This is a genomic window from Ramlibacter sp. (genome assembly GCF_041916345.1).
Taxonomy (GTDB): Bacteria; Pseudomonadota; Gammaproteobacteria; order Burkholderiales; family Burkholderiaceae_C; genus Ramlibacter.
Window position 1 is genome coordinate 14905 of record NZ_JAYRZR010000051.1, and the last position, 13257, is coordinate 28161.

Below are 13257 nucleotides of genomic sequence, written 5' to 3' on the forward strand. Positions count from 1 at the left end.
AGTTGATGGGATGAGGGCAGTGTGGGCGATCGCGGCAACCCTGTGAAGCAACGCCCCGGTGGAGCGGGCCTCAACCGCTGGTTCACACCAGCAAGAGGGCCTCAGCGCCTGCGGCCCATCCGGCGGTGGCCTGCGCCGGCCTAATCCCCCTCTAATTCGCCGGCCCAACAATGGCGGCGATGAAACATCTGCTGCTGCCCCTGGCCCTTGCGGCCGCCCTCGCCGGCTGCGCCCAGCCCGTGCCGGACGCCTGGCAAGCCCGTGCGGCCGCCCGCGAGAGCAGCCTGGCGGCCGCGCTGCCCATGCCGGATGCGGCCAGCCATGAGACGCACTACTTCAGCTGGGACGACAGCCGGCGCGCGCGCACGGTGCAGGCCAAGCTGTACCTGCCGGCGCAGCGCAGCGGCCCGGTGCCGCTGGTGGTGTTCTCCCATGGCATCGGCGGTTCCCGCGAGGGCTACACCTACCTGGGCAAGTACTGGGCGTCCCAGGGGTACGCCAGCCTGCACCTGCAGCACGCGGGCAGCGACCGCAGCCTCTGGACGGGCAACCCGCTCACGCTGATGTCGCGCCTGCAGGATGCGGCGCAGGAATCCGAGGCGAAGGACCGCGCGCTCGACCTGGGCTTCGCCCTCGATCGCCTGCTCGGCAGCGACCTGGCCGCGCGCATCGACACGACGCGGATCGCGGCAGCCGGCCACTCGTATGGCGCCAACACCACGCTGCTGGTCGCCGGGGCCCAGTTGCGCCGCGAAGGCCGTGTGGTGGGTTTCGGCGACCCGCGCATTCGTGCCGCCGTGGTGATCTCCGCACCGCCCTTCCACGGCGAGCCCGACCCGCAGAGCATCCTGCGTCCGGTCCAGATCCCCACATTGCACATCACCGCTGCCGACGACGACATCCGCATCCCCGGCTACGCGTCGGGCTTGCAGGAACGGATCGAGGTCTATGCCGCCGTGGGCGGCACGCGCAAGTCACTGGCCGTGTTCAAGGGCGGCTCGCACAGCATCTTCACGGATCGCCTGGGCACCGGCGGCGCCGAGTGGAACCCCCAGGTCAAGGCGGCCACGCGCGAGCTGGCGCTGGATTTCCTGCGGTCGGTGTTCGATGGGGAGCCCGCCGCGTTCGAGACCTCGGCCGCGCGGCATGCGGCACTGCTGGAGCGGGTGGAGAACCGGTACTGAGGCGTTCGCGCCGGCAACTGGCGAAGCAGGGTCGCCTCAGGAAGAACGCGACCGGTTGGTCTTGCGCCCGGAGCCGCCGAGCGGCCCGTACGGAAGCTTCTGCCGCGAGGTCATCTGCTTGCCGTTGCCGATGAGCTTGTTGGCTGCAGCCCATGAGCGAGCGCCGGCCTCACCGCCGACCAGGCGCTTCTGCTCCGGGCTCTTGTCTGCGGCACCCTCTTGGCGATTCAGCACCGCCGCTGCAACGGACGGGGTCCTTCTTGACACGTGTGACTCCTGCGAGGTGAACGCTTCCATTGTGCTGAGAACGCCAGTAGAGTCAACGCGCGCCAGACGCGGCGATCCCACCCATGGCGAACATGCCCCACCCCCACCTGCCTTCCGGCATCCGGTCCCGACAGATCGATGTGGCGACCGGCCTGAACATGCACGTTCTGGAAGCGGGCGAACCCGGCCGCCCGCTCGTTGTGCTGCTGCACGGCTTTCCGGAACTGGCCTACTCGTGGCGAAAGGTCATGAAGCCGCTGGCCGACCTCGGCTTCCACGTCGTCGCGCCGGACCAGCGCGGTTACGGGCGAACGACCGGCTGGGACGCGCGGTTCGAAGGCGACCTGCGATCCTTCTCGCTCTCCCGGATCGCCACCGACGTGCTGGCCCTGGTGCAGGCACTGGGTGCTTCGCAGGTTCATGCCGTCATCGGCCACGACTTCGGGTCGCCCGTGGCCGGTTGGTGCGCGCTGACCCGCCCTGATGTGTTCAGGTCATGCGTCATGATGAGCGCGCCGTTCCGGCCTGCGCCCCCTGTGGGGGCCAGCAAGGCGGGGCCGCCGCCTTTCCTGGCCGAACTGGCCGCGCTGGAGCGATCCCGCAAGCACTATGTGTGGTACTACTCCACCGCCGAGGCCAACGCAGACATGCAGAACAGTCCCCAAGGCATCCGGGACTTTCTGCGCGCCTACTTTCATGTGAAGAGTGGCGACTGGGATGGCAATCGACCCTACCCGCTGAAGGCCATGACAGCCGAGGAACTGGCGCGCCTTCCCACCTACTACGTGATGGACCAGGGCGCCGACATGGCCGCGACTGTCGCCCCCTTCATGCCCACGCCGGAACAGATCGCCGCCTGCTCATGGCTGACCGATGAGGATCTGGCGTTCTACGCTAGTGAGTTCGGCCGAACGGGATTCCAGGGCGGGTTGAACTGGTACCGCTGCACCACCGTGCCGGGCATGCAGACGGACATGGAACTGTTTGCGGGCAGGAAGCTGGAAGTGCCCTGCCTGTTCATCGCCGGCGACCGCGACTGGGGCATCCATCAGACGGCCGGGGCATTGAACGCCATGGAAGCGGGCATCCCGGCGTATCGAGGCACCTTTCTCATTCCCGGTGCGGGACACTGGGTCCAGCAGGAGGCGCCGGAGCAGGTGATGGATGTGCTGGGGCGGTTTCTGTAGGGCGCCGTTGGTGACCGGCATGCGAGTCGAAAGCAGCCAATTACCTTCCCGCCCACTCTGGCAGGCCAGCGCGCGTTGCTGGCGCCACTGTCACCGGAACATGCGGCTTCGCTGCAGCGTCATGCCGACGATGAACTGGTGTGGAAGAACCTGTTCGAGGGCTTTCCGAGGCCATACACGCTCGCTGACGCGCAGGCCTGGTGCTCCGGCGGGTGGCGCGCGGGTGGCATTGTCTGGGGCCTGTCGATCGACGGCGAGATGGTGGGATGCATCGGCGTGCGCCCGGACGCAGGCTGGCTCCGGTGCAACGCCGAAGTCGGCTACTGGATCGGCCGGGCGTACTGGGGGCGCGGGATCGCCACCGACGCCCTTCGCACTGCGTCGGACTGGGCCATCGCGGAGATCGCCGAGCTCACCCGCCTCTACGCGCCCATCTTCGACTCGAACCTCGCCTCCCAGGCGGTCGCCAGGAAGGCCGGCTATGTACTTGAGGGACATATGCCCTTCAGCGCGGTCAAGGCAGGCCAGGTGATTGGCCGCGTCCTGTATGCGCGATATCGCGCCCCATGATCACCGAACACGCCCCCAAGCCCCTCCTCATCCTGGGCGGCACCGCCTGGCTCAGCCGCACCATCGAGATGGATGATATCGAGCGAGCACGCCTGTGCCCATCGCTGGGATTGCGCTGCGCTCCATCCCAGCCTACGAGAAAGCCTCGACCCAGGTGTTCGTAGGCTGGTGGTGACCGAAGGGAACCCCAGCTCGCGCGCCACGCGCACTTCCGCCACCGAGACCATCAAGCGCGGGGGCTCGGCGCGCACCCCCATCCACCTCGCTCAGCCTCAGCTGACTCAGGCCGGCCGCCGCACCCTGCATGGGGACATGGAGGGTCGGGCACCCGGCGGGGATGCGGTCGAGAAAGGCCTGGTGATCTCGCGATCCAGCTGGCACCGCCCCTCAGGTGCGAGAAGCGTCTGCCTCCACGCTGCCGCGATAGACCCGCACCACCTGCCGCGCATAGATGAACAGCAGGATCGGGAAGATGATCACGGCGCCCTTGCCGTCGCGGCCAAGCTGCTTGAGCACGTCCAATTCCACGGAGCTGTCGTAAGGGAAGAATGCCTCGTCGCCATCTCGCTTGATACAGCGGATCTGGAGAATCCCGAAGTAGCGGTCGAACCAGACCGTTGCATTCGAGGACGTCCCGTAGCACGCGTAGGAGATGGCGTAGCAACCCTTAGGGTGCGGCAGTGGCGCGCAGTGAAGGCGCGTACTACCCGACTCGTTGTCGATGTAGTAGCGCGGCGGCGGCAGCCTGGACGAGTAGACCGTGTAAGGTCCCTCCATGCGAAGACGCCCCTCGATGACCCGCAGATCCGCCAGCTCCGGAACGCCGACCACGCGATAGACCACCAGCGGGCTGAACAGCCAGCCATACCAGGCGGCCGCCAGGGCCCAGATCAGCGTGGCCTGCCAGGGCCACTTCTTGTCGTTGACGAACAGGCTGCGGGCCAGCTTGCGGAACTGGATCCGGTGCTTGACGACTTCCTGGAGTTCCTGTTCGAAACTCGGGCTCGGCACGGGCCGCTCCGTCGTCGGCCGCCATCCATCCCTGGCCGTGAAGTTGGCGCCGCAGGCGGCGCACGCCCGGGCATCGGGGGCCACTTCGATGGCGCAGCTGGGGCAGTAGGTCTGCATGGCGACGGCATTCTGCGGGTTCGAGCCGGCACTCTACCTGTTGCCCGCGACAGTGCGGCCGCTCGCGTTGCCGGCCCGCCCCTACCCCCGCAACTTCCGATACACCGTATTCCTTCCAATCCCCAGCGCCCGCGCCGCCTCCGTCACGTTGCCCCCGCACTCCGCCAGCTTGCGCGCCACCGCATGCCGGGACAGCGCACGCAGGTCCAGCGCCGCCTCCTCCTGCACCGGGCTTGAAGCCGCCCGCAGCGCCCGCGCCGTGTCCTCGCACACATGCGCCCAGCCGATCACCTGCTCGTGCGCATCCAGCAGCGCGCAGGCAGTGCGCAGCACGCTGGCCAGCTGGCGCAGGTTGCCGGGCCAGCGATGGGCGCACAGGGCGGCCAGCAGATCAGGGGCCACGGTCACCTCGCGCTCAGGCTCCTGCGTGCGCAGCTCGGCGCGGATCAACGCCTCGATGTCGGTGCGCTCGCGCAGCGGGGGCAGGCGCAGCGTGAGGCCGTTCAGGCGGTAGTACAGGTCTTCGCGGAAGCGGCCCGCAGCGATCTCGGCCTGCAGGTCGCGGTGCGTGGCGCACATGAGCGCGAAGTCCACCCGCACCGGCCGGCCGCCGCCCAGCGGCACCACGGCACGGTCCTGCAGCACGCGCAGCAGGCGGGCCTGCAGGGCCAGCGGCATGTCACCGATCTCGTCCAGGAACAGCGTGCCGCCATCGGCCTCGCGCACGCGGCCGGGGGAGCCTTCGCGCAACGCGCCGGTGAAGGCGCCGCGCTCGTAGCCGAACAGCTCGGCCTCGATCAGGTGCTCAGGCAACGCGGCGCAGTTCACCGCCACGAAGGGGCGTGCGGCACGCGGGCCGCTCGCGTGCATGGCGCGGGCGAACACCTCCTTGCCCACGCCGGACTCCCCTTGCAGCAGCAGCGCGATGGGCTTGTGCAGCAGTTTGCGCGCGCGGGTGATGGCCTGGTGCATCGCGGCGTCGCCCGTGTCCAGCGTGGCCAGGGCGTCTTCGGGTGCGTCGGTGGTGACGGCGGCGCCAGGCACGGACGCCTCTGTCATCGGCGCCAGCACTTGAGGCGCGGGTCGGCCCCCTTCCACCCGTGCCCAGATCGCCTGGCCCGCGCGGGTGTGCAGCACGCGCGGAGCGCCCGGTCCACGCGCGCCCCAGGCTGCGAGCTGGTCCACCGAGGAATCCACCACCTCATCGACGCCCACCCGCCCCACGTCGGCCCAGGCGAGGCCCAGCCAGTCCAGCGCGCGCTGGCTTGCGCCGACAACGTGGCCGGCTTCGTCCACGGCCAGCAGGCCTTCGGTGACGGTGCCGATGCCTTCGGGCTGCGTATGCAGTCGCAGGCGCAGCCCGCCCCAGTGGCGTGGATCGTGCCGCGTCTCGAACAGGCGGTGCTCGATCATCCGTGCGGCCGAGCGCACCAGGCCCAGCGTGTGGCGGTAATAGCCGCGCTGGTCGCCCGACACGTCCAGCACGCCCAGCAGCGTGCCACCGGGTGCGAGGATGGGCGCGGCCGCGCAGGTGAGGAAGCCATTGCGCTCCAGATAGTGCTCCCCCGCGTGCACGACCAGCGCCTGCCGCTCGGCCAATGCCGTGCCGATGGCGTTGGTGCCGCGATGCTGCTCACACCAGGTGGCGCCCGGCCGCAGGGCGACGCGCTGGGCTCTGTCCAGGAAGTGCAAGTCACCCAGCGCACGCAGCAGCACGCCATCGGGCCCCGCCAGGATCACCATGCTCTCGGTGCCCTGCGTCTGCTCGGCGACGAACTCCATCACCGGCTGCGCATGCGCCACCAGCTCCCGCTGCGCCTCCAGCGCGCGGGCCAATTGCGGGGCCGATGCATGGGGCGCGCCCGGCATGCGGCCGCAGGGCTGCAGCCCGGCCTGCCAGCTGCGCTGCCAGGAGCGCGCCAGCCGCGCATCGAGCAGGTCACCGGGCACGGCACCGCGATGCAGCAGCTGGCGGCGCGCTTCGCGCAATTGCCGGGGTGCCGCGGGCGCGGGCGCGGGCGCGGGCGCCACAGGGGTCGCAGGGGCCATGGGCCTTGTCTCCGTCGTCTTCTGTTCTTCGAGCGGGATTCCGGGCTGCACTGTTCCACTCTGGAACACTGCATCGCGTTTCAGCGGGCGCCGGAACACCGAAACCCATTGCACGCGCGCAGACTTTCGCCGCGCTGACTGGCATTTCATGCGCAAACCCCTCACTGGCACGGCCTTCGCAGAGCAGGGCCACGCGAAGCCCTTTCGCGCAACCCCTTGAGGAGACACTCCATGATCTATGCCAAGCCCGGCGCCGCTGGCGCGCCCATCGCCTACAAGAGCCGCTACGACAACTTCATCGGCGGACGCTTCGTGCCGCCGGCCGATGGCCAGTACTTCGATGTGCTGACCCCCATCAACGGCATGCCCTACACGCAGGCCGCGCGCTCCACCGCGGCCGACGTCGAGCGGGCGCTCGACGCCGCGCATGCCGCCGCGCCCGCGTGGGGCCGCACTTCCGCCACCGAGCGCGCGAACCTGCTGCTGCGCATCGCCGATCGCATCGACGCCAACCTGGAGAAGCTGGCCTACGCCGAGACCGTGGACAACGGCAAGCCGATCCGCGAGACGCTGAACGCCGACATCCCGCTGTCGTCGGACCACTTCCGGTACTTCGCGGGCTGCCTGCGCTCGCAGGAAGGCTCGCTCTCGCAGATCGACAACGACACGGTGGCCTATCACTTCCACGAGCCGCTGGGCGTGGTGGGACAGATCATTCCGTGGAACTTCCCGATCCTGATGGCCGCGTGGAAGCTGGCGCCCGCGCTGGCCGCCGGCAACTGCGTGGTGCTCAAGCCCGCCGAGTCCACGCCCATCTCCATCCTCGTGCTGATGGAGCTGATCGGTGACCTGCTGCCCGCGGGCGTGATCAACGTGGTCAACGGCTTCGGCCGCGAGGCGGGCATGCCACTGGCCACCAGCAAGCGCATCGCCAAGATCGCCTTCACCGGCTCCACCGCCACCGGCAAGGTGATCGCGCAGGCCGCTGCCGCCAACCTGATCCCGGCCACGCTGGAGCTGGGTGGCAAGTCGCCCAACATCTTCTTCGACGACGTGGCCGCGGCCGACGACGAGTTCCTGGACAAGGCCATTGAGGGCCTGGTGCTGTTCGCCTTCAACCAGGGCGAGGTGTGCACCTGCCCGAGCCGCGCGCTGATCCAGGAATCGGTGTACGACCGCTTCATGGACCGCGCCATCCAGCGCGTGAAGGCCATCCGGCAGGGCAACCCGCTGGACACCGAGACGATGATGGGCGCGCAGGCCTCGCTGATGCAGATGCAGAAGATCGAGTCGTACCTGGCACTGGGCAAGGAAGAAGGCGCGCAGGTGCTCACCGGCGGCGCGCGTGCCCGCCTGCCGGGCGAGCTGGTGGAGGGCTACTACATCCAGCCCACGCTGTTCAAGGGCCACAACCGCATGCGCATCTTCCAGGAAGAGATCTTCGGCCCCGTGCTGGCCGTGACCACCTTCAAGGATGAGGCCGAGGCGCTGGCCATCGCCAACGACACGCCCTACGGCCTGGGCGCCGGCGTGTGGACGCGCGACGGCAGCCGCGCCTACCGCCTGGGCCGCGCCATCCAGGCCGGCCGCGTGTGGACCAACTGCTATCACGCCTACCCCGCCCACGCGGCCTTCGGCGGCTACAAGGAATCGGGCATCGGCCGCGAAACGCACAAGGTGATGCTGGAGCACTACCAGCAGACGAAGAACCTGTTGGTGAGCTATTCGCCGAAGGCGCTGGGGTTCTTCTGAGCGTGCAGGAGCCGGGGGAGCGCTCTCACCGCGCCCCTCGCCCCCGCAGCATCCGCACCACCTCCGCCTGCCCACGCTGCTGCGCATGCTGCAGGGCCGACACCCCCTCGCGGTCGCGGGCGTTCACGTCGCTGCCAGCCTCGATGAGCATGCGCACGATCTCGCGATGGGCGGGACCGTCGGTGCCCAGCACGATGGCCTCCAGCAGCGCCGTCCAGCCGAGGTTGTTGACATGGTGCAGATCGATGGGTGTGCCCATCAGCACGCGCACCACCTCCACGTGGCCCCGATACGCCGGGCCCATGAGCGCGGTGCTGCCGAAGCGGTTGAGCGACTTCACGTCCGCGCCAGCAGCGAGCGCCGCGCGCACGATGGCGGCGTGGCCGCTGCGCGCGGCGAGCAGGAAGGCGGTGTTGCGCTGCGCGTCGGCCGCGTTCACGTCCGCGCCGCGGGCCAGCAGGGCCTGGAAGGCCGGCAGGTCGTTGCGCTCGGCGGCTTCACGCAGGGCCTGATCCAGCGCCGGTTCGGCGGCGACGGTGAGCGGCCAGGGCAGCAGGAGGGCCAGCAGCGTTGCGGCGCGACGGGTGGGCATGCGAGGATTCTGGCGGATGACGATGGGGTGGTGGGGCCTCTCGACGCCAGCCGCCACTGCACCGAGAATGCCGCCAGACACCCCACCCACCCAGGAGGATCCCCATGACCGCTGAAGTCGATCAACTCCGCCAGGAAATCGCCGAGCTGGCGGGCCGCGTCGTCGCGGACCACGCCCTGCTGCGGCAGGCGCTGATGGTGGGCAGCACGCCCTATCTCAAGGCGACCCACCTGATGGTGGAGCGGCTGGCCGAGGATCCATCGGTGCTGGCGCAGTTCCGCGCCCTGCCCTTTGCCAGCCGCAAGGGCTTCGAAGAACGGCGCAAGGCCTGGCAGTCCGCGCTGGAGGCGGAGCTGGCCAGTCGAAAATCCGCGCAGCCCGGCGAATGAAGGGAATCCGCCGTATCGGCGCAGCCGTGGCTGCTGCCGCGCTGTCCATGGGCAACGCCATGGCCATCGACCTCGACGCCCTCTGGGACTTCCGCTCCCCCGCCGTCAGCGAGCAGCGCTTCCGTGAGGCGATGCTGTCCGCCACGCCGGACAAGCAGCTCATCCTGCAGACGCAGATTGCGCGCACGCACGGCCTGCGCAAGGATTTCGCGCGTGCGGGCGCGGTGCTGGCCGAGATGGCGACGCGCCAGGCCAGCGGCTCGGCCGAGGCGCGCACGCGCTGGCAGCTGGAGATGGGGCGCGTCTATGCGTCCGCCACGCACCCGAAGTCCGCCCTCACGCCCGCGGCGGTGGAGACGGCGCGCGGCCACTACCTGCGCGCCTTCGAGATCGCGCAGCAGGCGCGCCTGGATGCGCTGGCCATCGACGCGCTGCACATGATGGCGGTGGTCGACAGCGAGCCGGCGAAGCAGCTCGCGTGGAACGAGCGGGCGATTGCCCTCATGGAGCAATCCGACCAGCCGGAGGCCAAGAAGTGGGAGGGCTCGCTGCGCAACAACACCGGCTATGCCTATCACCTGGCCGGCCGGTATGAGGACGCGCTGCGGCAGTTCCGGCTGTCACGCGCCGCGCATGAGCGCGCCGGGCGGACACGGGCCGTGCGCATCGCCGACTGGATGATCGCGTGGACCTTCCGCGCGCAGGGGCGGCTGCAGGAAGCGTTGGCCATGCAGTTGCAGCTGGAGAAGGCCTGGGACGATGCAGGGCAGCCCGATCCGCATGTGTATGAGGAGCTGGAGCTGCTCTATCGCGCGCTGGGGGATTCGGAGAAGGCGGCTCATTACGGGCGCAGGGTCGCGGAGACGAAGCGGTAGGGAGCGGGGGGCGCCCCCACCCCGGCCCTCCCCCGGAGGGGGAGGGAGTGAACAGCCCTCAGTGCGCCTCTTCCCAGTTCATCCCCACGCCGATCTCGGCCAGCAGCGGCACGCGCAGTTCCGCCACGCTGGCCATCACGCGCGGCACCTCGACGCGCACCCAGTCCACCTCGTCCTCGGGCACCTCGAAAACCAGTTCGTCGTGCACCTGCATGATCATCTTCGTGCGGCGACCTTCGCGCTCCAGCACGCGCTGCACCTCGTTCATGCTCAGCTTGATCAGGTCGGCCGCGGTGCCCTGCATGGGCGCGTTGATCGCCTGACGCTCGGCGCCGCCACGCCGCGGGCCGTTGGGTGAGTTGATCTCGGGCAGGTAGAGGCGACGTCCGAATACCGTCTCCACATAGCCCTTGCTCTTGGCCGACAGGCGCGTCTCGTCCATGTAGGTCTTCACGCCCGGGTAGCGCTGGAAGTAGCGGTCGATGTAGGCCTTGGCGGCGCTGTTCTCGATGCCCAGGTTGCGCGCCAGGCCAAAGCTGCTCATGCCGTAGATGAGGCCGAAGTTGATGACCTTGGCGTAGCGCCGCTGCTCGCTCGTCACCTGGTCGGGCGGCACGCCGAACACCTCCGCCGCGGTGGCGCGGTGCACATCCATGTTCTCGCGGAAGGCGCGCACCAGGGCTTCGTCTTCGCTGATGTGCGCCATGATGCGCAGCTCGATCTGGCTGTAGTCCGCGCTGGCGATGCGGTGGCCCGCCGGCGCGATGAAGGCCTCGCGCACGCGCCGGCCCTCGGCCGTGCGGATGGGGATGTTCTGCAGGTTGGGGTCGTTGCTGGAGAGGCGCCCGGTCACCGCCACCGCCTGCGCGTAGTGGGTGTGCACGCGGCCCGTGCGCGGGTTGGCCATCTGCGCCAGCTTGTCGGTGTAGGTGCCCTTGAGCTTCGACAGGCTGCGGTGCGCCAGCAGCTTGGCGGGCAAGGGGTAGTCTTCCGCCAGCTGCTCCAGCACTTCCTCGTCGGTGCTAGGGGCGCCGCTGGCCGTCTTCTTCTTCACCGGCAGGCCCAGCTTGCCGAACAGCACCTCGCCGATCTGCTTGGGGCTGCCCAGGTTGAAGGGCTGGCCCGCGAGATCGTGCGCCTCGCGCTCCAGCGCCATGATGCGCTGGCCCAGCTCGTTGCTCTGCTTCGCCAGCGCCTGCGCGTCGATCAGCACGCCGTTGCGCTCCACGCGGTACAGCGTCTCACTCGTGGCGATCTCCAGTTCGTAGATGAAGCGCAGCTTCGCATCGGCCTCCAGCTTGGGCCACAGCGCGTGGTGCACGTCGATGGTCTGGTCGGAGTCCTCGCAGGAGTATTCCGCGGCCTTGTCCACCGGCACCTGGTTGAACTTGATCTGGTGCGCGCCCTTGCCCGCCACCTGCTCGTAGTCGATGCCGCTGCGGCCCAGGTGGCGTTCGGCCAGGCTCGCCAGGCCATGCGGCTTGTGCACTTCCAGCACGTAGCTCTGCAGCATCGTGTCGTGCACGTAGCCCTGCACCTCGATGCCGTGGTTGGCGAACACGTGGCGGTCGTACTTCACGTGCTGGCCCAGCTTGTGCCGGGTGCCGTCTTCCAGCCAGGGCTTCAGGCGGGCCAGCACCTCTTCCAGCGGCAACTGGTCCGGCGCGCCCTGGTAGGTGTGGGCCAGCGGGATGTAGCAGGCCACGCCGGGCTCGGTGCTGAAGGACAGGCCGACGATGCGGGCCACCATCTCGTCCAGCGAGTCGGTCTCGGTGTCCAGCGCCACCAGCGACGCGGCCTGGATGCGAGCCAGCCACGCGTCGAACTGCTCCCAGGTGAAGACGGTGTCGTACTGCAGGTTGGTCGCGCGGGAGCGGCCGGGCACGGGGGCATCGTCGAACAGTTCACCGGTGCCGCCGGGCGTGGCGGCGATGCGCTCGGGCGGCGTGTCATGCGCTTCGAGCTGCTTGGCCAGGCCGCGGAAGCCGTACTTCTCGTAGAAGGCCTTCAGCGCCTCGGTGTCCTGCCCGCCGATGGCGATGCCGTCCAGCGCGGGCAGGCTGTCCAGGTGGCCGGCCAGATCGCAATCGGTCTTGATGGTCAGCAGCTCGCGGCCCTTGGGCAGCCAGTCCAGCGCGCGGCGCAGGTTCTCGCCCACGGCGCCTTTCACCTCGGCGGCGCGGGCCACCAGGTTGTCGAGCGAGCCGTACTCGGTGAGCAGCTTCACCGCCGTCTTGGGGCCGACCTTGTCGACGCCGGGCACGTTGTCCACCGCGTCGCCCACCAGCGTCTGGTAGTCCACCATCAGGCGCGGCGGCACGCCGAACTCCGCCTCCACGCCAGCGGCATCGCGCCGGCGGTCGTTCATGGTGTCGATCACGACGATGTGATCGCTGACGAGCTGCGACAGATCCTTGTCGCCGCTGGAGATGACGGTGCGCACCCCCTGCCGCTCGGCCACGCGGGCCAGCGTGCCGATCACATCGTCAGCCTCCACGCCGGGCACATGCAGCACCTTCCAGCCCAGCAGACGCACCACTTCGTGGATCGGCTCGATCTGCGCGCGCAGGTCATCGGGCATCGGCGAGCGCGTGGCCTTGTAGTCGGGGTACAGGTCGTCGCGGAAGGTCTTGCCCGGCGCATCGAACACACAGGCCGCGTAGTCGGCCCGCACGTCCTTGCGCAGCTTCTGCAGCATGTTGATCATGCCGCGGATGGCGCCGGTGGCCGGGCTGGTGGGGTCGCCCGGCACCGCCCGCAGATCCGGCATGGCGTGGAACGCTCGGTACAGGTAGCTGGAGCCGTCGACCAGCAGCAGGGTGCGGGCTTCGTCGGGGGTCGGTGCGGGGGCGTTCTCGCTCATGGCGGGGATTGTGCATGGGCGCGGGTGGTAGGAGTGGCATGAGCGACAATCTCGCCCCGTGAACCGCGCTCGCCCCCTCTTCCCCACCTGACATGGCCGTCTTCACCGAAGTCTCCGACGACGAGGCGCGCGCGCTGATGCGCTCGCTGGGCCTGGGTGAGCTGCGCGAGCTGCGGGGCATCCAGGGCGGCATCGAGAACACCAACTACTTCGCCACCTGCGAGCGCGAGGGCGAGGCGCACGAGTACGTGCTCACCCTGTTCGAGCGCCTGGGCTTCGAGCAGTTGCCCTTCTACCTGCACCTGATGAAGCACCTGGCGCGGCGTGGCGTCCCGGTGCCTGATCCGCAGGCCGACCGCAGCGGGGACATCCTGCACCGCGTCTGCGGCAAGCCGGCGGCG

The 13257-nt window shown here is 69.3% G+C and carries 12 protein-coding genes; 7 read left to right on the forward strand and 5 right to left on the reverse strand.

The genetic code is table 11. The features are described 5' to 3' along the window. Nucleotides 1–179 precede the first annotated feature (179 nt). On the forward strand, nt 180–1184 hold the full coding sequence (locus ACE3T5_RS13735) for an alpha/beta hydrolase family protein (protein ID WP_374668578.1): 1005 nt from the start codon (nt 180–182) through the stop codon (nt 1182–1184). Nucleotides 1185–1220: 36 nt separating this feature from the next. On the opposite strand, the gene ACE3T5_RS13740 is transcribed toward ACE3T5_RS13735, so the two are convergent. Next, nucleotides 1221–1451: a hypothetical protein gene (locus ACE3T5_RS13740; protein ID WP_374668579.1), complete on the reverse strand. Its 231-nt coding sequence runs from the start codon at nt 1449–1451 to the stop codon at nt 1221–1223. 92 nt (nt 1452–1543) lie between these two features. Between ACE3T5_RS13740 and ACE3T5_RS13745 the strand changes: the two genes are divergently transcribed. After that, on the forward strand, nt 1544–2638 hold the full coding sequence (locus ACE3T5_RS13745; RefSeq protein WP_374668581.1) for an alpha/beta fold hydrolase: 1095 nt from the start codon (nt 1544–1546) through the stop codon (nt 2636–2638). Nucleotides 2639–2713: 75 nt separating this feature from the next. Beyond that, a complete protein-coding gene (locus tag ACE3T5_RS13750) occupies nt 2714–3208 on the forward strand; it encodes a GNAT family N-acetyltransferase (RefSeq protein WP_374668583.1) in 495 nt (164 codons plus the stop codon). Between the two features lie 387 nt (nt 3209–3595). Here ACE3T5_RS13750 and ACE3T5_RS13755 read toward each other — a convergent pair whose 3' ends face one another. Both ACE3T5_RS13755 and ACE3T5_RS13760 read right to left on the reverse strand, forming a co-directional pair. Beyond that, entirely contained in the window at nt 3596–4336 is a 741-nt protein-coding gene (locus ACE3T5_RS13755) for a hypothetical protein (protein ID WP_374668585.1), read from the reverse strand. Nucleotides 4337–4417: 81 nt separating this feature from the next. Further along, entirely contained in the window at nt 4418–6385 is a 1968-nt protein-coding gene (locus ACE3T5_RS13760; RefSeq protein WP_374668587.1) for a sigma-54-dependent Fis family transcriptional regulator, read from the reverse strand. A gap of 231 nt (nt 6386–6616) precedes the next feature. On the opposite strand from ACE3T5_RS13760, the gene ACE3T5_RS13765 reads away from it, so the two are divergent. After that, nucleotides 6617–8137, forward strand: a complete 1521-nt coding sequence (locus tag ACE3T5_RS13765; protein ID WP_374668589.1) for an aldehyde dehydrogenase family protein — start codon at nt 6617–6619, stop codon at nt 8135–8137. A gap of 25 nt (nt 8138–8162) precedes the next feature. Here ACE3T5_RS13765 and ACE3T5_RS13770 read toward each other — a convergent pair whose 3' ends face one another. Further along, nucleotides 8163–8729: an ankyrin repeat domain-containing protein gene (locus tag ACE3T5_RS13770; protein ID WP_374668591.1), complete on the reverse strand. Its 567-nt coding sequence runs from the start codon at nt 8727–8729 to the stop codon at nt 8163–8165. 104 nt (nt 8730–8833) lie between these two features. Here ACE3T5_RS13770 and ACE3T5_RS13775 point away from each other — a divergent pair, with 104 nt between their 5' ends. Continuing rightward, the gene (locus ACE3T5_RS13775) at nt 8834–9118 is read left to right on the forward strand and encodes a hypothetical protein (protein WP_374668593.1); all 285 of its coding nucleotides are present in this window, start codon (nt 8834–8836) and stop codon (nt 9116–9118) included. Continuing rightward, nucleotides 9115–9993, forward strand: coding sequence for a hypothetical protein (locus ACE3T5_RS13780; protein WP_374668595.1), 879 nt, complete (start codon nt 9115–9117; stop codon nt 9991–9993). Before ACE3T5_RS13775 ends, ACE3T5_RS13780 begins: the two co-directional genes overlap by 4 nt. Nucleotides 9994–10051: 58 nt before the next feature. On the opposite strand, the gene polA is transcribed toward ACE3T5_RS13780, so the two are convergent. Then, nucleotides 10052–12856, reverse strand: coding sequence for a DNA polymerase I (gene polA, locus ACE3T5_RS13785; RefSeq protein WP_374668597.1), 2805 nt, complete (start codon nt 12854–12856; stop codon nt 10052–10054). 92 nt (nt 12857–12948) lie between these two features. Between polA and ACE3T5_RS13790 the strand changes: the two genes are divergently transcribed. Beyond that, nucleotides 12949–13257, forward strand: a 309-nt coding sequence (locus ACE3T5_RS13790) for a phosphotransferase (protein WP_374668599.1), incomplete at its 3' end; no start/stop codon positions are given.

Coding starts and splice junctions, on each gene's coding strand:
- ACE3T5_RS13735 (WP_374668578.1), top strand. CDS start 180: ATGAAACATCTGCTGCTGCCCCTGGCCCTTGCGGCCGCCCTCGCCGGC.
- ACE3T5_RS13745 (WP_374668581.1), top strand. CDS start 1,544: ATGCCCCACCCCCACCTGCCTTCCGGCATCCGGTCCCGACAGATCGAT.
- ACE3T5_RS13755 (WP_374668585.1), bottom strand. CDS start 4,336: ATGCAGACCTACTGCCCCAGCTGCGCCATCGAAGTGGCCCCCGATGCC.
- ACE3T5_RS13760 (WP_374668587.1), bottom strand. CDS start 6,385: ATGGCCCCTGCGACCCCTGTGGCGCCCGCGCCCGCGCCCGCGCCCGCG.
- ACE3T5_RS13765 (WP_374668589.1), top strand. CDS start 6,617: ATGATCTATGCCAAGCCCGGCGCCGCTGGCGCGCCCATCGCCTACAAG.
- ACE3T5_RS13770 (WP_374668591.1), bottom strand. CDS start 8,729: ATGCCCACCCGTCGCGCCGCAACGCTGCTGGCCCTCCTGCTGCCCTGG.
- ACE3T5_RS13775 (WP_374668593.1), top strand. CDS start 8,834: ATGACCGCTGAAGTCGATCAACTCCGCCAGGAAATCGCCGAGCTGGCG.
- ACE3T5_RS13780 (WP_374668595.1), top strand. CDS start 9,115: ATGAAGGGAATCCGCCGTATCGGCGCAGCCGTGGCTGCTGCCGCGCTG.
- polA (WP_374668597.1), bottom strand. CDS start 12,856: ATGAGCGAGAACGCCCCCGCACCGACCCCCGACGAAGCCCGCACCCTG.